This is a genomic window from Cupriavidus sp. SK-4, assembly GCF_000611125.1.
GTDB lineage: Bacteria > Pseudomonadota > Gammaproteobacteria > Burkholderiales > Burkholderiaceae > Cupriavidus > Cupriavidus necator.
Genome location: NZ_JFJW01000059.1, coordinates 1 through 20,373, shown reverse-complemented (window position 1 = coordinate 20,373; position 20,373 = coordinate 1). Strand labels below are relative to the sequence as shown.

Below are 20,373 nucleotides of genomic sequence, written 5' to 3'. Positions count from 1 at the left end.
GGGGGCGGGCCCGGCGCGGCGGCGGCCTGCTCCGCCTCGCGCAGCGCCGCCAGGGCTTCGTCATAGCGGTCGAGCAGGCGCAAGGCGGCCGCCGTGCCAAGCCACACCCGGGCCCGCTGTGCCGCATCGCTCGCCAGCAATTGCGCTTGCCGGAACGCCTGCAGCGCTTGCGTCGGCAGGCCCAAATCAAGTGCCAGCTCGCCGTGCAGGCAGGCAAGCGTGTGCCTGCAGGCGTCGCCGCTATCCAGGCGCTGCGCACGCTCGACCAGGCGCAGCGCGCGCTCGCCGCGGAAGTGCGCCGCCTCATGGCGCGCGGCGGCGGCATAGGCCTCGGGCGCGCCGGGATCGCCTGCGGCATCCAGGTGCTCGGCCATCAGCGCCGGGTCCCGGCCTTCATACCAGGCGGCTGCGCGCCGGTGCAGATTCTGTCGCCGCGACTTGAGCAGCGAGGCGTACACCGCCTCATGGATCAGCGCGTGCATGAACAAATAGTCTTCGCCTTCCGGCCGGGCCATGGCCTCCTGCACCAGGCGCTCGCAAGCGTACACGGGATCTTCGATCAAGTGCCGCAGCGCGGCCGGGCCAAAGCGCTGGCCCAGTACGGCAGCGGCCTGCAGCGCCTGGCGGTCGGCGGTAGAGAACCGGTCCATGCGCGCCAGCACGATGCTCTGCAGCGTGCCGGGCAACTCGTCCGCGCCCGCCTCCGCACCGCGCAGCAACTGGTCGAGAAACAGCGGATTGCCCTCAGCCCGGCGAATGCAGGTAGCGGCCACGGCAGGATCGACCTGCCGATGGCAGGCAGCCAGTTCGTGCGCCTCGGCATCGTCGAGCGGCCCGAGGTCGATGGTGGTCAGCGATGCTCCCTGGCTGGTCGCCCGCCAGGCCGCATCGAGCGGGTCATGCTCGGGACGTACGGTCAGCACCAGGATCAGCGCATGGCTGCGGGTTGCCGCGGCCAGTTGCGCCAGGCAATCGAGCACCGTGCGCTCGGCCCAGTGGACGTCTTCGACCACGATCAACTGCGCGCGCACCGCACTGCGGCGGGTGGCCAGCGTCACCATCAATCGCTGTGCGCCGCGTTGCCGGCTGGCGGCGTCCATCGCGGCCAGTGCGGCGGCCTGCTCCCGGGACTGGGGCTGCTCGAACATGTCGCGGGCGAACACAAGCTCATCCTCGCCGAGTTGCCAGGCCGCGAGCGCTTGCCCGATGGCCGCGCCTGCCGCTTCTTCGGCGGCGGCGCCATTCGCGTCCGTGCGAGGCGCGACGCCCAGCAGGCTGCGCGCGAGCATGCGCAAGGGATCGCCGCCGCTGCCGGCGCCGAAGTCGAGCACCAGCGCCCGGTGTGCCTCCAGGCCATGCTCGCGCGCCAGCGCGACGAAGCGGTCGGCGAGCCGGCTCTTGCCGATGCCGGCCTCGCCGCGGATCAGCACGACCCGGCCATGGCCGGAACGCAGGCAGCTGTCGGCAACGCCGGCGAGCTGCGCCAGCTCCGCTTGCCGCCCGACGAAGGCGTGCTGCGCAGGCACCTGTTCCACCCCGAGAAAGCGCCGCACGCGCCAGAGCGGAATCGGTTCGGCCACGCCGGGGAGCACGGCGTGCGCCACGCAGTCCGCTTCCAGGCGTCCGGGCAGCGCCTGGTAGACCCGATTCGACACCATGGTTGCGCCAGGCTCGGCGTGCTCCATCGCCTGCAAGGCCACGCTAACCGGCCCGCCGGTCAGCGTCGTGCCGCTTTCGCCGCAGGCGGCCAGCACCTGGCCGCTGGCCAGGCCTACGCGCGCCAGCAGCCTGGCGTTGGCGGATTCCGCCAGCCGCGCCAGACCGGCATGCAGCGCCCCGGCGGTATGCAGGGCGCGCTCTGCGTCGTTCCCATGCGCCACCGGAACGCCAAACACAATGATCAGCCGGGTGCCGATTTCATCGGTGATATGGCCGCCGCAGGCGCTGGCCAATGCCCTGGCATGCTGGCGCCAGCGTACAAGGACATCGTGCAAGGGCTCGGGGTCCAGGCCAGCGCTGCTATCGTCCAGGCTGGCTACCAGGACCACTGCGTGGCGCAGCTGCGGCTCGGCAGCGATTACGGCAGACGCAGGTGGCACCGCTGCACCGTCATCACCAGCCGGCATGCCAGACACCGGCTCGCGGCGGGCCCGCAGCATTGTCTGGTACAGCGCCTCGGTCTCGGGCTCAGGCGATACCCCGAGTTCGCGTTGCAGCGCCGCCCGGCACAAGCGGTATTGCTTGAGCGCCAGCGCCTGCCGGCCCTGGCGTTCATACAGCCGGATCAGCGCCCGGTGCACGCTTTCCTGCAGCGGATCGAGCGCAAGCAGGCGGGTGGCACTGGCGATGGCCTGCTCCGTCTCGCCGGCCTGTTCGTGGTGCGCCAGCAACCTGGCCATGACCCCCAATGCCACGCCGCGCAGACGTTCGCGTTCGATCGCCAGCCAGTGGTCGAACGCCGGCGCGGCAGCATGAAAACCATCCAGCAAGTCACCCCGGTACAGCGCCGCGGCGCGCGCAAGCGACGCGGGCGTGGCTTCACGGGCACACTGCTCGAACTCGCACACGTCGACATCGATCTCGCCGAGCGTCACGCTGTCGCCTTCTGCCAGCACCACGTGCTGGCCAGCCTCTTCCAGCGCGCGCCGCGCCGCGCTGAGCGCCTGGCGCAGGCTGCTGCGCGCCTGCTCGGCATTGCTTTCGGCCCAGCACAGGGCGGCCAGCTTGTCCCGCGGCTGGGCACGCCCTTGCGCCAGCGCGAGATAGGCCAGCACTGCGCGCGCTTTGCGGGCAGTCAGCGGAATCGGCGTTCCTCCTGCAGAACTCAGCTGGAAGCCACCGAACAGGTCAAGACGGGCGCGGGCCATGATATGGAAACCTGAAAGCCCATCATTTATAGGCGACGGCACAGGATCACGCGCACCTTGCCAGCGCAAAGATACGAAGCCGGTACTTCCTGGCTTGCCTCAATTTTCACGCTTCTTTCACGCTGGATTGCCGGGCCCGTTCACGCCCGCTGCCTAGTATGACCACAACCCCGGGCCGCGTGGCTCCGACATAGCGGACGAACAGGGGCTGCCATCGAGGCAAGGGCTGCCTCGGTCACACTGGAAGGATTGCGTCATGACACATACTGACTCGCGCGGTGTTTCGGTTTCGAGCACCAACACCAACTCGCTGGAGCGCTTCGAAGCCGCCCTGGAATTGCTGCATGGCTACTATGGCGACCCGCTTACGGTGATCGACCATGCCCTGGCCGACGATCCGGGCTTCGTGATGGGCCATGCCATGCGCGCGGGGATGATGATCACGGCTGGCGACGGCTGCGTGGAGCCGATGCTCAGGCAGAGCGTCGAGGCAGGCGAAGCGCTGTCCGCCAGCGCCAACGAGCGCGAGCGCCGGCATATCGCGGCGGCACGCGCCTGGCTGGACGGCCACTTCGCGCGCTCGATCCAGCTGTACGGCGACATCGTGGTCGACTATCCGCGCGACAGCCTGGCGCTGCAGATCGCCCATATCGGGGATTTCCTGCTCGGGCAGTCCACCCTGCTGCGCGACCGCATCGCCCAGGTGCTGCCGTACTGGACTACGCGCGTACCCGGCTTCGGCTACGTCCTTGGCATGCATGCGTTCGGGCTTGAGGAAACGAACATGTACGAGCAAGCCGAGGAACGCGGCCGCTTCGCCCTGGAACTGAACCCGCGCGATCCCTGGGCCATTCATGCGGTCGCCCACGTGATGGAAATGCAGGGCCGCCAGGACGAAGGCATCGACTGGCTGAGCGGGCGCGCCGCCGACTGGTCGCAGGACAATATGATGGCCGTGCACAACTGGTGGCACCTGGCGCTGTTCCATCTCGAACTCGGCCATACCAGGCAGGTGCTGGACATCTACGACGGGCATATCCGCGAGAACCACTCCGCGGTGGCGCTTGAGCTGATCGATGCCTGCGCCATGCTGTGGCGCCTGCACCTGCGCGGCATCGACGTGGGCGAGCGCTGGAACGAAGTCGCCGACACCTGGCAGGCGCGCGGCGCAGAAGGCTACTACGCCTTCAACGACACCCATGCCGCCATGTCCTATCTTTGCGCCGGGCGCGACAGCGCCCTGGCCCCCCTGCTTGCCGGCATGCGCACTGCGGCAGGTGGCAGTGGCTCCAACGCGATGATGACCCGCGAGGTCGGCCTGCCGGTGACCGAGGCCCTGCTCTCCTTCTCGCGGCAAGACTACGACCACGCCATCGAGCTGCTGCTGCCGGTGCGCCAGATCGCGCATCGCTTCGGCGGCAGCCACGCCCAGCGCGATCTCATCAACCTGACGCTGATCGAGGCGGCGTTGCGAGGCCAGCGCGCCAACCTGGCCTGCGCGCTGGCGGCCGAGCGCATGGAGCTCAAGCCGATGAACCCCAGCCTGAGCAAGCTGGTGCAGCGCGCTTCAGCGCTCCAGCGCGAAGCGGCGGACGGCCAGGGGGAGGCGGTCGCGGCGAAGGTGGCGTGACGCAAGCCGGCTGGCCATGAGCGGAAAAAAACGAGGAGGCTTGCCTTGGCTCGTGCCGAGCCCAGGCAAGCCTCCCCAAAGCGCTCCCTCGATCGTCAGGGCGCCATCAGCGCTGCAGGTTGCTGCGCTCGGTCGGCGTCAACTGGCTCAACTGCGCCTCGCTCAACGCCATCTGCCCCAATACCTGCACCGGCCCCTTCGGGTCGTAGCTGGCCGGCGTTGCGCTCGCGCCTTCGCGCGGGCGCGGCGTGCCTTCGGCCGGCTCGGTGCCGGTGCCCAGCACCCGCACCGTGAACACCGACGGCAGTGCCTGGCGCGCCGCGGCGCGGTCGCGCTGCACCGCGTCCTGCGCGGCGCTGGCTGCCTGCGAAGCGGCGGCGCTGGCATTGGTCAGGGCGCCGACGTTGACCGCCGCCACCACCGGGATGCCGGTCGACTTGCCCTGCACCTGGATGTTCTCGGCATTGACCACGCGCAGCGCGGCCAGGTTGACGTTGCCCGAGACGCGGATGCCGGCCTCGCCCGCGTCGATGGTGCCCAGCGGTGCGATCAGGTCGATGTCGCCGGGCGGGACCTCGGCGATCGGGTTGAGCGTGGCAATGCCCGCGCCGGTGTTCGGCGTGGTGGGCGACAGCGAGACCAGGCCCATCTCGTCATACACGCGGCGCTGCGGCGTGTAGACCACGGTGGACTTGGAGCCGCGCCCGGCGTTGATGTCGCCCTGCGCTGACCACCCCATGATATTGCCGCCGAAGGTGGTAAAGATGCGGCTCTGGCCCAGCAGGATGCTGTCCTTCGCGTACATCTGCACCTCGCCCGCGCCCTGGGTCAGCATCCCCGAGCCCTCGCCCGGAACGAAGCCGCCGTCCACGCCGACCAGGGTGCGCCCGCCCGGCGTCAGCACGCTGATGTCACCGCCGAAGTTTGTATGGATGCCGGCATCGAGCACATCGTAGTAAGGCACCTCGTAGCTTGGGCTGCCCGCGGCCACCCACTCGGCCTTGGTCAGGTACTTCACGCCCGCCCTGGGACGGGTGGTGTAAATCCCATCCTGGTTGTTGATGCCGCTCATGTAGTACCGCGCGCTGCTGAACATGGTCAGGTCGCCCTGGTAGTCCTGCTCCGGGAACAGCGTGGCGATGGCCTCGCGGCCGCGCAGGTAGCTGCCGGCGCGCGCACCGTCGGCGTCGTTGTACTCGCGGCCCGATGCCTTGAGCTCGGCGTAGTACACATTGCGCAGGTAGGCGCGCTGCTGCTCGGGCGGCAGCGCGGCGAAGAACTGCCGCGCATCCATGGTGGCCGCGTCGAAATGCAGGCCCAGGCCATTGCTGCCGCCGAAGCGGCCGGTGAGCCAGTTGACCAGGTGCAGCTGGCCGGCCAGCCCGTATTCGCGCTGCAGGTCGCGGTTGGCCGCATTGGCGCCGGCGGCCTGCGCCTGCTGGCGCGCCTGGTCCAGCTCGGCCTGCTTGCCGGCCAGGAAGGCGGGCGCGCCCGCCTCGTCGCCGCGGTAGCCGAATTCGGCGCGCAGCCAGTCGGCCAGTGTCAGCTTGCCGCCGTAGATGGTCACCGCCTTGCCGGGCTGCCCGACCAGCGGGCGGCCGGCGTCGGCCTGGTTGGCCGGGTCCAGGTAGCGCGCGGCGAAGGCCTGGAAGCCGAGGCCGTCGAGGCCCCTGGCACCGACCCCGGCGGCCACCGCGATGCCGGCGCCGCTTGAGCGGTCGCCCGGCGTCACATTGGCCACCGCGCCGATGCTCTTGAGCTCGCCCTTGTCGGCCAGGTAGAGATCGCGCCCGGCGGTCACTTCCAGCAGGCCGGAGCCGGCCACGTAGAAACTGCCGCCGCGGACATCGCGGCCGGCCGAGACCACTGAGACATCGTCCGCGTTGTTGTGCACGATCAGGTTGCCGCGCGCGCTGCCGCCCGAGATCGGGGTGGGCCGCAGCGGCGCGTCGGGCTCGCCCCTGTAGAACTCGCCGAACCAGCCCAGCGCATTTTCCGGCGCCAGCTCGAAGCTGCCCAGGGGCGTGCCGGCATTGACGATATCGCGCCCGGCGCGGATCGCCACCGGTCCGCTGCCCTCGTACCAGGTTTCATGGTTGCCCGGCGCGCCATTCAAATTGCCGCGGTAGACGATGGTGCCGGTGCGCAGCCCGACGATATCGCCGTCGCTCGCATAGAAGCGCGCGGGCGGCTGCCCGACGCGCGCGTAGCCGGATGCCGTCGGCGGGGTGAGGCTGAACAGCGGATAGAGCTGCGCGCTCTCCAGCCCCTTCCAGAACATCAGGCTGGGCGCCAGCGCCTGCGGGTCGAGGTTGCCGACATTGTGGGCCCCGAACCAGGCCTTCCCGACGACGCCGACAAAGGCCGGATTGAACGGGCTGGGCAACGCCGTGGGGTCGGCGCCGGACTGGGTCACCGCATAGCCTGCGGCGTAGATGGAATCGCCCGCCAGCAGTTCGAGCGCGCCGGTGCCCTGCACGGCGAAGCGCGGGCTCACCGGCGACGGCGCCAGCACCAGCCCGACCGGAGACTGGTCCGGGCGGCCGTTGTTCAGCTGGCCCGAACTCGCGTTGCCGTAGTAGAGGCTGCCGCTGGGCGCCGCCGCGCGCAGGATAGCCGGCATCACGAAGCGCCCGTCGGTGGCGCTGTGGTTGCTGCGCGCGCGCTGGTCCATCCAGGCCATCGATGGCGTCAGGTTGCCGCCCGCGCTGAACAGGTCGATGGCGGTGGCCGGCGTCCACAGCGAGAACCAGCTCCAGCCTTCGCCATCGTGGGCGGTGCCGCTGAGCGTGAAGGGGGTGCCGTTGTGGAACTGGGGTACGCGGCCGGGATCGCCCACGCCGCCGAGCGCCAGGTCGCCGCGCGCGTCGATGCGCACTCCGGCGTCGCCCGGCACCAGCACCGGCCCGCCGCCCGCGATCGCCGAGGTCGAGACATAAGGCTGGTAGGCGCGCGACTCCATCGGATCGGCACGGTCGTAGCGCAACTCGATGCCGCCCACCGCGCCGGCTTCGAGGCGCATCGCCCCGCGCAGGTTGACAAAGGTGCTGTTCAGGTCCAGCCGCGGGCTCTGGAAGCGGGTCTCGGGCCGGATTTCGCCACCGGAATCGGGCTGGGCGCGGACTTCCGCCACCGGGTTCAGGCCGCCGCCGATGCGGATGTCCAAGTCGCCGCCGCCGGTCAGCGTCAGCTGGCTGCCATCGGCCGAAACGCGGCCGGTGCTGGCCACGGCCAGGTTCAGGCCCTGGCTGCGCGACAGGAAGCCGGCGCCATTGCCCATGCGCGACTCCAGCATGCCGGCATTGCCGCCAGCTTCCAGCACGAGGTTGCCGCCGCCGAGCGTGCCGATGCCGGTGAAGCCCACCAGGAACGGCGCGGTGCCATGCAGCGCACTGGTGTCCGGAATCGCCTCCACATAGCTGCCGAAGTTGATCCACCACGCCGTGGGCACGCCCTCCCCCGCCGCCGCTGCGCTGCCGGTACCCTGGCGCCACAGCCATCCGCCCACGGCCGAGGTGTCGAAGTGGCCGCGCATCACGCCCAGCGCATCGTCCATGCGTTGCGTACCGGGCTTGACCCCGATCACGTCGCCGCGCACATCGCCCTGGGCCCGCACCAGCACGTTGCCGCCATGCTCGGGATACCAGGCGCGGTAGAGGCTCTGGCTGCCGCCGTCGATAAAGGGTTCGAGGAAGCCGCCGTTGGCGCCCAGCAGCGTGCCCCCGTTGCCGACCGCGCGGCGCTGATTGTAGGCGGCATCGACGCCCGCGGCCTGGGTGCCGGCGGTATAGACGCCGAACGGCGAAGTCATGGTGAAGTCGCCGGCGGCGAGCAGGTCCAGGTCGCCGGTGCCGGTGCGCAGCACGCTGAACAGCTGCTGGCGCGCGGGTGTCATCTTGTCGTCGTATTCGGGCGGCGTGCCGTCGGCCACCTTGACCACCAGCACCCCCAGCCCCGCGTTGTTAAACTCGGCCACCGACGCTTCGCCGCCCCAGTCGTCGAGGTTGATCGGCGTGCCCGCGGGCTCGCCAAAAAAGGGTTCGGCGTCCGGCCCCCAGACGTACTGGCCCGGCAAGCCGGTGCCGGGCCTGAGCACCCGTTCCGGCCCGGGGCCGTAGTGCGTGTCGGCCAGCAGGATCTGCCCGCGCTTGCTGCGCGGCAGCAGCGCGCGCGTATCGACCGCCGCCGTGTCGGCTCCGCCCACCAGCCGCATCGACCACGATTGCGAGCCTTCGGCCAGCATCGGCGCCAGTGCCCAGGTGCGGCCCTGGTTGCCGCTGGCATCGGCGGGGCGCAGCAGCACGCTCTGGGCATCGCCCGGCAGCTTCACCACGGTTTCGCTGGGGATCATCGCGCCCTTGCGCAGCGGCAAGTCGCCCGCCAGCACCACGCCGTTGACGGGGTTCCAGGCGCCCGAGTCGCTCACGGCGCCGTCGGGGAACGGCAGTGGCACGCCGGCCGGCCAGGTCATCGCAGCCACCCTGGCCGCGCCCGGCAGGCGGTTGCCCGCGTCGAGCTGCATGCCGCTCGTGAGCGTGAGCGCCGCGGACAATACCGTGCCGGCGGCGTGGATCACATTGCCCTGGCCGTCGCGGATGGCGCCGCCCAGCACCGTGCCGGCCGGCAGCAGCAGGTCGGCCGTGAGCGTGGCGCGCGTGGCCAGCTCGGTGCCGGCGCGCAGGCTCATGGCCTGCATCGGCAAGGCGTAGTTGAGCGCGCGGCCGGGGTTGAAGAAGGTGCCGTCGGCAAGCGTGACGGTGCCGTCGACCGGCACCACCAAGTCGCCGCCCCAGGGCACCCGGCCCTTGAGCAGCATCCAGCCCTGGTCGTCCGGCGTGACCGGCAGCGCCGCGCCGTCGAAGCCGTCCGACACGCTGCCGAAGATCTTGAGGTCGCCGCCGGCGCGCAGCACCAGCGCACCCGCCTCGCCCGAGCCGCGCGCGGCGCTCTGCTGCGTATGCGGATTGACGCTGGCGTAGCGGAAGCCTGACAGGTCGATATCGCCATCAATATGCAGGTCGCCGTCCGGCGTGGCACTGACGATCTCGACGCCGGGGCGCAAATGGAAAGCGTCCGCGTAGCGGCGCAGGCCGGCCAGCCTGCGGCCCATCAGGTCGCCGTTGGCCAGTGCGTGGGCCATGAAGCCGACGCTGTCGTCGTGCTTCTGGTTCAGGTAGGCCTGGGTGACGGACTGGTAGCCGCGTCCGTCGGCGGTGCCGCCGGTGACCAGCGGCGCATCGTTGTAGCTATGGAAGGCGTTGACCGTGACAGCGCGCGCGCCGTCGATCCGCACCGTGCCGGCCGCGTCGATGTCGATATCGTTGCCGGTGGCGCCGCCGAGGCGGCGCGCGCTCAGCTCCACCGTGCCCAGCGACTGCGCCGCGCCGTCGGTGCCGGCACGCACATCCATGCGCGCGCCGTCTGCCAGCAGCAGCCGCCCGTTGCCGGCGTTGATGTCGATCACGGCGCGGTTGGGCGCCTCGATCAGCTTGCCGTAGCTGTCCACGCGCAGCACGCGGCCGTGCGCGTCGAGCAGTGCCGCGCCACCGATGGTGACGCCGTCGCGCGCGGCCAGGCGGATGCTGCCGACCTGCTCGCCGTTGGCATCGACCGTGCCGTTCACCACCAGGCTGCCGCCGTCCACCGAGACGCTGATCTCGCGCGCCTTCAAATCGTCGCCCACCGTCAGGTCGCCCTGCTTGAGCTGGTAGCTGCGGCTGCCGTGCACCTTGCCCTCGTTCAGGCGCTGGTTGAGCCCGGCGAAGTCGGCGATATGCTGGCCGCGGATATCGGCGCCGCCGGCCGCGAACGGCACCAGCGTGCCGCCGGCGTCGTAGTGGCCCGTGCTGGCGCCCGCGATGGCGCCTTGCAGGTCCACCGTGCCGGCGCCGCTGCCCACCGCCACCGCGGTGAGCTTGCCGGCGCGGTTCTCCTGCGCGGACAGGTCGATGCGCGAGCCCGCCGCCTGGCGGATATCGCCGGCCCGGCTTTCCAGCACCACGTCGCCGCCCCAGCTGTACTTGCTGACATCGAAGAAATCGATCCTGCGCCCGGCGAGGTCGAGCTGCGCGCGCTCGCCGAGCACCACGTCGCCCGTGGCCGACAGGGTGAGCTTGCCGCTGGGCAGCGCCACCGCCGTGTCCAGCGCCACGCTGCGCCCCTCGAGCGCCACCTCGGCGCCCAGCGCCGCCGCCAGTTCCTGGCTGGACAGCGGCGCCGCGGCCGCGCCGGCCGGCGCGGCGACGCGGATATCCCCGCCCGCGCGGAGCTTGTTGACCGAGCCGGCCTGGCCGGTCAGGAGCGGCGTGTTGATGTGCAGGTTGCCGACGCTGTACTGGTAGCCATTGGTGGCCGCATCCCATGCGCCGCGCGCCTGGTAGACCGAGAGCGAGCCCTTCTGGTTGGCCGTGATGCGGTCGCTGGCATTGAGTTCCACCTGGCCGAAGCCCAGCACCAACCGGTCCATGTCATGGACGGTATCGGGCCGCGAGCCCGGACCGTAGCCGAATTCGATCCGGCGGGCGTCGATGGCAAGACGCCCGCTGCCCGTGCCGGCGCCGCCGGCTGCGACCTGGCCCGGCGCGCTATTGGCGCCGTTCCAGACCAGCACGTCGGTGCGGATGCGCGCCTGCGCATCGGCATCGCCCAGGCCATAGATGGCCGGCGAGGTCAGCACCAGCCGCTCGAGCGAGGACTTGCCGGTGGCTGGATCAATGGTGGACAGCTGGATCGAATCGTAGAAATTGACGGCATCGCGCGCGGTCAGCACCAGGTTTTCCAGCGCCGGTGCGCCCGTGCTGGCGTCGCCGCGCAGCAGCCGGTCCAGCACGCCCTGGTTGAGCGTGAGCCCGGGCGCGAGGGCATTGCGCGCCGCCACCGCGACCAGCGACGCCTCGCTGCCGACATTGATGCCGCCGACCGCCAGCGACAGGTTGCGCGTGCCATAGCGCGCCGTGTCGCGCAGGTCGAAGCTCTGGTCGGTGACGGCGGCGATGGTGCCTTCGGAGTACAACTGCGTGGTGCCGTTGCACACGGCCCCGGGCTTGCAGGCGCCGATGTCGATGCGGCCCGGGCCACGGTCCGGATCGTTGGAGGCCGCGGGCGCCAGCACGTCCAGCCAGCCGTTGGATACCGCCAGCACCGAAGTCGGCCCGGGCTCGTACACATAGCCATGGGTGGAATCCCAGGCCGCCTTGCCCCGGCCCAGCGTATTGATGCCCGCCCCCTGCTCGATGACGATGCCGCCGTGCTTGTTGCTGGTGACCAGGAACACCTCGCCCGCCCTGAGCACCGCGCCTTCGCGCAGCATGATGTTCCTGCTGTTGCCGGAGAAGACGGCAACGTTGTCGCGCTGCGTGCTGCCGGTGGCGCTGACGGCCNCGCCCCCGGGGGGCGGGCCGCCGATGCCCAGGCGGTTCGCGCCGATGGCGTTGAGGTCGTCCGCGCGCAGGGAGATCAGGCTCATCAGGCCGGTGCCGGCCACCGGGGTGGGTGCGGCGCCCGCGGCCAGGATCTCGTAGTTGCCGCTGTCGCTCAGGACCAGCGCGCTGCCACCGTGGCCGCCCTGCGGCGTGCTGTAGTCGGTCGAGCCGGCGAAGCGCAGCGGCGGCGCGTCGCCGAGCTTGCCCTTCGACGTGTCGGGAATGAAGTCCAGCCTGAGCGTCTTGGCGTCGCGCTCCAGCATGCTGCGCGGCACGCCGTCGCGCTCGGCCCGGGCCACGCCGAAATCGGCGTAGCTCATCTCGTTGTACTGCGAATACCGGCGCAGCACATCGGCGGACGTCACCAGCGCCTGGACAGGCAGGGCGTCGCCGATGCCGGTGTTGACCGTGCCGAGCTGCGCGCCGGCGGCATACGAGCCATTGCGCATGGCCAGCGCCTGGCCTTGCGGCACGGCCTTGCTGCCGATGCCGTTGAGCTCGACGCGGAACGCGCCCGGCAACAGGGCAAAGGTCGAAGGCAGCAGGGTATAGGTGCCGGCGGGCAGGCCCGGCACGCCCGCGCCGATGGTGATCTGCCGGCCGATGGCCGGATCGCTGGCGCCCTTCTCCACTACGATCGGCGCATAGCCTGCCTGCACCCCCGGCACGATGGCATAGACCGGGTTGGTGGCCAGCCCCGGCAGCGTGAAGCCGCCCTTCAGCGACACCTGCGCCAGCGGATGCAGGCGCGCGTCGGTGGAGCCGCCCCGGCCCGCCAGGAAGGCAGCGCCCTTGAGCTCGCCGCCGCCGCGCATATCGAGCAGCGCATCCTTCTGCACGTCGATGGCGTGGCCCGAAAGCACGATGGCCGGCCCCGCGCCCACGCGGTCGAACTCCGCATCCGTGCCGTTGTGCATATAGCTCAGGCCGTCGAGCGAGCCGCCGTATGGCATCACCAGCCCGTTGGCGCTGACCGAGGTCACGCTGCCCGGCAGCAGGTTGACCTGGCCGGTTTCCTCGCCATGCAGCTTGGATCCCACCGAGACGGTGCCCAGCGGGGCCCGCAGCACGCCGCCCTGGTTGACCGTGGGGCCGGCGAGGATCAGGCTGCCGAACACCGAATACGGCATGGCGGGCAGCGCCTCGCCCACGCGCTCGATGGTCAGGCTGCGGGCAGGGTCGAAGCCGCGCGCCGGATTGCCCCATTGATCGATGGTGTTGCGCAGGCCGGCCACGACCTTGCCGCTGTCGTGCATGGCCGGGTAGATCTGCGAGGCGGCGAGCGTCAGGTTGCCGGGCTGGTACAGCACCGCGGCGCCGGACAGGCGGATATCCGAGGCGCTGCGCAGCGTCATCTGGTCGAACGCGCCGCGCTCCACCTTGAGCGGGTCGCCGGCGTTGCGGATGATCTCACCGCGCGCGCCGATGCCGACCTCGCCCACCAGGTCGAGAAACTGCGCATCCGCGATCAAGCTGGAGCCCTCGGCCACCAGCGGCACGCCCAGCGTGCCGGCGGCCGCGCCCGCATTCTTCGAGCCGCGCACCGGATTGGGCATGATGGTGTTGTCCGCCTGCCTGCGCGTATCGCCGGCCAGCCGCATGTATGGCGCCGCCAGGCTGACGCGCGCGGCGGGCGCGGCCTGGTCCGCCAGGCCGATGGCGCTGGCGGTCAGGCGCAGGCTCTGGCCCATCGCCAGGTTCACATCGCCCTCGAAGCTGATCAGGCCGTTGGCCAGCAGCGCAAGGTTGTCGAAGCCGCCGGCCTGGATGCGGTCCACGCCGATGCGGGCGCTGCCATAGCGCAGCGCGTCGTCGCGCATGCCGGGCCGCAGCCCGGCGGCGAGTCCGCTGTCGCCCTGCACTTGCGCCAGCACCAGCTCGCGCGGCACGCGCACCTCGTCATCCGCCGCCGCGCCCTTCAGGGTGTTGCGGTCCACGTTCAGGTAGACCGGCGTTTCCAGGTTCAGCGCCAGCGTGCCGCCGGCGGCGCCCTGCCCGCCCGCGGCCGCGCGCACATCGCCTTCCACGTACAGCCCGCGCATCGAGCTGGCCGCGATCACGCCGCCGTCGCCGGCAATCCGGGTCGCGCCCATGCCGGGCACGTCCAGCACCGCCATGGCGCCGGACGCGTCGAGCCGCGCGCCCGGGCGCACGATCACAAAGGCATCGGCGGCATCGACCTCGCGCGCGCCTTCGACATGGCGCGCGCCGATCTCGATGGTGCCGCCATCGGCAACCACACCGTAGCTGCGGCCCTGCGTGTCGCGCGCGGTGACGGCGCGGCCCGCCACATCAAGCACGGCGCCGCTGCCAATCCAGATCGACTTGGTATCGGGCTGGCCGTTCGGCGCAGCGGCCTCTGTGGTGGCACCGAGCGCGGTCTGCAGCACGGCGATCTTGCCGCCCCAGGCATTGAGCGTGCCGTCGACAGTGATCTGGCCATTGCCGCGCAAAGTCAGCGCGCGGCCCGGATCCACCGTCACGGTGGCGCCCCGGCCAACCACCACGGGGGCCTGGCCGTATACGTTGCCGCCGGTCAGCACCAGCTCGGCGCCACGCCGCTGCGTCAGCACGGCGCTTTCGGCATCCTCCTCCCAGAGCGGCGGCAGCTCGCGCCACAGCGCCTGCTCCGGCGCGGCCCCGGTGGGCACCGCGTGGGCGCTGGCCTGGTCGTGGCGCAGCACCGGCATGTTCACGTCGATGGTGGCGCCGGCCGCGACCTGCGCGCCTTGCTGGCCGGCCACCTCGTAGCGGCCGAAGCCGGTCTGGAACAGGCTGCCGTCCAGCACCAGCAGCGGCTTGACCGCGACATCGGCGGACAGCACCACGCCTGCCGGCAGGCGGTCCCCCGCGGCCAGCACGCGGTCCTTGCCGAACGGCGTGCCGGCCTTGATGGTAGTGCTGAATTCGGCCACCGGCATGCCGCCGGGGAACACGGCCGCGGGCACGACATAGCCCGGCGCCATATCGCTCTGCGTGCGCGTCAGCACCGTGCCCGCGGGCACTGTCATGCCCGATGAATACCAGCGTCCCGACTCGTCATAGACCACGAACGGGTTCCAGTTGACGCCCTGCGGCACCACCCAGTCCGCCCCCAGCCTGAGCGTGCGCTCGGCGGTGATCTGGATCGTCCCCGGCGCCATGTCGCCCGGCGCGGCGACATCGGACGCATAGATATAGTCGACCGGCAGCACCGTGCCTGCCGCGATGGTGAAGGCTTGATCCAGCGTCAGGTGCACCGGCACCGACTCGCCCGCTTTCAGCCGCCCGGCCTCGGCCAGCAGGCCGCCGCCGACGGCCACGCCCAGGCCCGAGTCGATGGTCAGCGTGCCGCCGCCGCGCACGCCGTAGCCGCGCAGCTCGCCGTCCATGCGCAGGGTGCCGGAGCCGTTGCCGTCAATGTCATACTGGTTCGAGCGCAGCGCGATATTGCCGCCGCGCCCGCCCTGCAGCGAGCCGTTGGCCATCAGCGCGGCGCCCGAGGACACGTCCAGCACGCTACCGCTGCCAAGCACGACATCGCCCGAACTGCTGAGCGCGATCGTGCCGCCGTTGACATAGGGCAGCCCGCCGATATCGCCCGCGTCCTGCCTGAGGTTGGTCCACAGCCCGCGCGCATCCAGCATCACCCCCGGCGCCACCTTCACCACCGCCTGCCCGGCCGCCGTGGCGGCAATGGGCATGTCGAGCCAGTTGAGCTTGCTGCTCGGCCCCATCCTGCTGACGATGTCGCCCAGCGCAATGGTGCCGCCGCGCGCGGCCAGGCCAGCCTTCACGTCCACCTGGGGCGCGTGCAGTGCCAGCGTGCCGCCCGGCGCCACCGACAGCGGCGCATCTACCGCAATGCCCTTGCTGGCGAAGACCCTGAACGCACCCAGCCCCAGCCCGTTCAGCCAGCCGGCATCCAGGCGGATGTTGCCGACCAGGTCTTCAGGCAGGGCATCTTCAACCGCGAGCCCCTGCGCGATGCGCTGCACCGCGCCGATATCGACCTGTCCCGCCACCGCCGACGGGCTCTCGCGCAGCATGCCGGTGCCAGTGTCGAACATCGGCACCAGCTTGCCCAGCACCAGCTCCCCGGCCAGAGGCGCGGCCACCTGCGATTGCCGGTAGCCATCGAGGCCGGCGTCGCGCGCTTCGCCCTGGCGCGGCCCCTGGTACACCGTGGCCTGGATCTCGCCCTCCAGCACCGCCGTGCCGGTGCCGACCAGCACGCGCCCGGCGTCGCGGCCCACGGTATAGCCGTTCTCCAGCCGCTGCTGCGGCGCGATCAGCGGGTTGTAGAACTGTTCGGTGGAGCTCTTGCCCCAGCGCTTGTGCTCGTTCTCGTAGCCGCGGTACAGGCCCAGGTAGCGGATGTCAGCCGGCGCCGTGGCCAGGTTGTAGAGCTGCCCGTCGGCGCCGCGCAGCCAGCTCTGGCGGATCGTGCCGGTCTGCACGTTGAGCGAGCCGCCCGAGATATTGATGGCCGAACCGGCCTGCGTCACCAGTTCGCCGCCATCGAACAGCACGGTTCCGCCCAGCGCCGCCCATTCGCCGATGCCGTGGCCGCTGGTGTTCAGGTAGCCGCTCACCTCCAGCAGGCCGCCGCCGGTGTACCAGCGGTCGGTGGTGTAGCCGTTGGTGCCCGCCGGCACGCGCACCAGATAGCGGCGGTCCACCCACATGGTGTTGTTGTTGAGGGTCTTGGAGTCGCGGTTGTCGGGCGCGTCGCGCTGCTCGTTGCCCTGGACGTTGATCTCAACGTTGTTCGATTCCATCGCCACGTTGACGCCCACGGCGCCAGCCACGTCGAGGATGGCGCGGTCGGCCAGGCGCGTGCGGCGCGCGGCCGCCACGCTGATCTGGCCGCCGGTGGCCAGCGCCAGCGAGTCGGCCTCGAACAGCACGTCGCCGGCCGAGGCAATCTGCACCAGCGACTGGTCGCGCCGGTTGTAGCCGCCTTCGCTGACGTTGGCGGAATCGCCCAGCAGCGCGTCGCGCTGCACGTCGAGCGCGGTGCCGTTGCTGTCATCGAGCAGGATGGCGCTGACGCTGCCCGGCGCCAGCACCACCTGGCTCTTCGCATCGCCTTCGGCGCGCAGGTGCAGCGTGCCGCGCGTGTTGACCGAGGTGCTGGACAGCAGCACGCCCTTTTGCTCGACGATATGGCCCTTGAGCGTGATGTCGCCGGTGGCGGCCTGGATCAGGCCGCTGTTGCTGACGCGCCCGGCCTCGCTGCCGGGCAGGCGCAGCACGTCCACCTCGTTGCCGCGCGTGCTTGAATTCCGGTTGCTGTCGGTCCCCAGCCCGCGCCGGATGACGAAGCTGTCGCCCGCGGCCAGCACGGTCTGCCCGGCCGGGGTCACGATGGTGCCGCGGTTGTGCGCCTCGCGGCCGGCCAGCAGCACGTAGCCGCCGCCTTCGGTGACGGTCTGCGGCTTGCGCGTCTCGATGCGCGCGCCCGCCTCCACCACCACGTCGGCGGTGGCGTTGCCATGGGTCACCGCGGTGCTCGACACCGCCAGGTCGTTGGCCAGCGTGGGCACATGGCCGTTGCCCTTGGCCTCGCTGTAGAGGCCCTTGTCGAACTGGGCGTTGGTCATGCCGGCGGCGGCCGCGACCAGGTTGCGGGTGTTGACCTGGCTGGTGCCGGTGAAGACGATGCCGTTGCGGTTGACGATCATCACCGTGCCGTCGGCCTTGATCTGCCCCTGGATCTTGCTGGGCCGTGCCTGCGGATCGTTGACGCGGTTGAGCACCGCCCAGTCGGGCCGCTGCTGGAACTCCACCGTGGTATTGCGGCCCACGTTGAAGGTTTCCCAGTTCAGGATGGCGCGCTCGCCGGTCTGCTCGATGGTGACGTGGGTCTTGCCGTCCGCCACCGCAGCAGCCGGCCTGTTCGCATTGACCCAGCCCGCGCTGAGGCTGTTGGTGTCGACCTTGAGGCCGCCTTCGGCCAGGCCATCGGGCACCGAAGGCTCCCGCGCCGCGGCCTGCCGCGCCGCTTCCTGCGCGGCCTGCATGGCGGCAATGCCCTGCGCGGCCTGGCCCAGGCTCTGGATCGAACGCTGCAGCTGTTCATTGGCGCGCTGCTGCTGCGCCTGCGGGCTGGTCAGCGCCGCCGCGGGGGTGCCGTTGGGCAGGCTGCCGGTGGCGGCCGCGCTGTCCTGCATCATGTTCTTCTGCGCCATCCAGGCGCGGCTGAACGGTTGCGCGGCATGCGCACTGGCAAGCATGCCTCCCGCCGCCACCAGCAAGGCCACGGCCCGGGCCAGCGGCCTCGCCTCCGGTACGGCCAGCCTGAACCTGGCCTGGTGCCGCGAAAGCATGGTCCTGTCGTCAACGCGCATCTGCATGGTGCCCTCAATCCCGTCAAGCAAGTTGGCGGACCAGTGCATGCCTGGGAACGATGCGGCCCGGTCCTGTCGTCATTGCCACCGGCGGCGCCTGCCGCCGGTGCTCCTGGGATCTAGACTTTTTGGCGCGCCCGAATCGGCAAGCTTTTCCTTGAAGATTTCGTGACAGCGCCGCCGGGGCATCACCCGTTCAGGAGAGCAGCACCACGCCGCCGGGCAGGTGGCGCGCGCTCAGGCCAAATGACTGCTGGATCTGCGCGATGGCCTTGTCGAGCGCGCGGATCCGGAAGCGGCCCGTCACCGGCCTGGCGGCCAGCTGTTCATTCATCAGCACCAGCTTGCCGCTGCGGTAGCGGTTGAGTTCATCGACCACATCGCGCAGCGGGGTGTCGGCAAAGCGCAGGTAGCCCTCGCGCCAGGCTGGCATGCGCGCATCGTCGACGCTGACCACGTGCGCCAGCGCGCGGTCGTCGTAGGCCACCTGCTGCCGCGCCGACAGCGTGGCCATGCCGGCTGGATGTGCCACCTGCACCAGCCCTTGCAGGCAGGTCACGCAAACCCCCGCGGTGGTGTGGCGCACCTCGAAGCGCGCGTGCGTGGCGATGGTTCGGCCCGCACCAGCCACCACCGCAAAGGGATGGCGGGCCTCGGCCATGTCGATAGCGGTCTCGCCCGCGATCAGGTCGATGCCGGGCACGCGGCCCTGCTGGCGCACGGCAATGCTGGTGCGCGTATTGAGTTCGACGGTGACATCGCCGGCCAGCGCCAGCCGGCGCTGCTCGCCGGCCACGGTACGGTAGTCGGCGCGCAGTTCACGCGCCGATGGCCACAGGCCAAGCGGCGGGTGGATCAGCGCGGCGGTGGTCGCCGCCGCGGCGCCAAGCGCCCCGCCGAGAAAGGCGCGGCGCTGCCAGCGCACCGGCGTGGCCCTGCGTGCCGGTGCCGGCCTGGCATCGGCGCGTGCCGCGTCCGGGTCGCGCTCCAGCACCAGCCGGCCGGCCGCCGCAAGCTGTTCCCAGCGGCGCTGCGCAGAAGCAAAGGCCGCTGCGTGCGCGGGATCGGCGCGGCACCAGCGCCGCAGCGCATCGCCGTCGGCGTGCGTCATCTCTCCCGTCGCAATCTGGCGCGCCCAGCGCAATGCTTCGCGCTCGACCCGGCTCAGCCCGCGTGGCTGTTGTAGCGGAGGATTCAAGGTGGATGTCATGGCGTCTCGCAAGCTCCCCGTCCTGTATCGCCTGCATACAAGACGGTTCTGGCACCACGGATCGGCACGGTTTCTTCAGTCATGCTTTTCCATGTGGGCCACGCAGTATTCGTGGGCACGCTTCAGCTCCAGCCCGATCAGCCGCGCCGACACCCCGAAGCGCACCGCCGCCTCCTGGTTCGACAGCTCCTCGACGCGCACCGCCAGGAAGATCGCACGCCGCCGCGGCGGCATCCTTTCGATCAGGCTTGCCAGCGCCTCGACCTCGCCGCGTGCCGCGACCGTCTGGGCGGGGCCAGGCGCGGGATCGACGATCTCCGTCATCAGGGACTCGAGCTCGTCCGCACTCATGTAGCGGCGGTCGCGCTGCAGCCGGTCCAGGGCCAGGTTGGTGGCCATGCGCATCAGGTAGGCCGCGGGGCTGGCGACCGGGCCATTGGCGTCGTTGCGGTCTTCCAGGTGGACCCAGGTGTCGTGCAGCGCGTCGCTGGCCAGCTCCGCCGAGCCCAGGCGCCAGGTCAGGCGCCGCTTGAGGTCGTCGTAGCGTTGGGTGAGCAGCTCGCGCAGGCTGGAACGGATGCTTTCGCTCATCGGCCATCCCGCTGCGTTTCGCAGGGCGAGGCGCAGGCCTGGCCATGCTCGCACTGCACCGGCCGCACCAGCAGCACGAACGGTTTTTCCGGCTCGGCAGGCGCGCGGCCGATGTCGACCTGGCGCACGGCCTGCACGATCGCGGCATCGCGGCCGCGGTCGCCGGTGGTGTCGAGCAGGCGCGCGCGCCGCACGCGGCCGGCGCCATCGATGTTCACGGCAAGCGCCAGCCGGTAGGTGCCCAGCGCCAGCGCCGGGCGCGCGCATAGCGCCTGGCGGACATGCGCCTGGACCAGGCCGTCGTAGGGCTGGCGCGCCGCCG

At 71.0% G+C, this 20,373-nt stretch carries 6 protein-coding genes; 1 reads left to right on the top strand and 5 read right to left on the bottom strand.

Going from position 1 to position 20,373, the window contains the following annotated elements; translation table 11 throughout:
• On the bottom strand, nt 1-2,867 hold a 2,867-nt coding region (locus CF68_RS12215), incomplete at its 3' end, for a BTAD domain-containing putative transcriptional regulator (RefSeq protein WP_235205747.1).
• Nucleotides 2,868-3,123: 256 nt separating this feature from the next.
• On the opposite strand from CF68_RS12215, the gene CF68_RS12210 reads away from it, so the two are divergent.
• Entirely contained in the window at nt 3,124-4,497 is a 1,374-nt protein-coding gene (locus tag CF68_RS12210; protein ID WP_035819017.1) for a tetratricopeptide repeat protein, read from the top strand.
• A gap of 106 nt (nt 4,498-4,603) precedes the next feature.
• Here CF68_RS12210 and CF68_RS12205 read toward each other — a convergent pair whose 3' ends face one another.
• The 4 genes from CF68_RS12205 to CF68_RS37480 all read right to left on the bottom strand — a co-directional run.
• Entirely contained in the window at nt 4,604-18,256 is a 13,653-nt protein-coding gene (locus CF68_RS12205) for a filamentous haemagglutinin family protein (protein ID WP_152548489.1), read from the bottom strand.
• Nucleotides 18,257-18,446: 190 nt separating this feature from the next.
• Nucleotides 18,447-19,460, bottom strand: coding sequence for a FecR family protein (locus CF68_RS12200; protein WP_084187200.1), 1,014 nt, complete (start codon nt 19,458-19,460; stop codon nt 18,447-18,449).
• Nucleotides 19,461-19,535: 75 nt separating this feature from the next.
• On the bottom strand, nt 19,536-20,051 hold the full coding sequence (locus CF68_RS12195; protein WP_035819015.1) for an RNA polymerase sigma factor: 516 nt from the start codon (nt 20,049-20,051) through the stop codon (nt 19,536-19,538).
• Nucleotides 20,048-20,373 (bottom strand): TonB C-terminal domain-containing protein (locus CF68_RS37480; protein ID WP_035819013.1); only part of this gene is annotated, 326 nt, incomplete at its 5' end. The genes CF68_RS12195 and CF68_RS37480, both read right to left, overlap by 4 nt.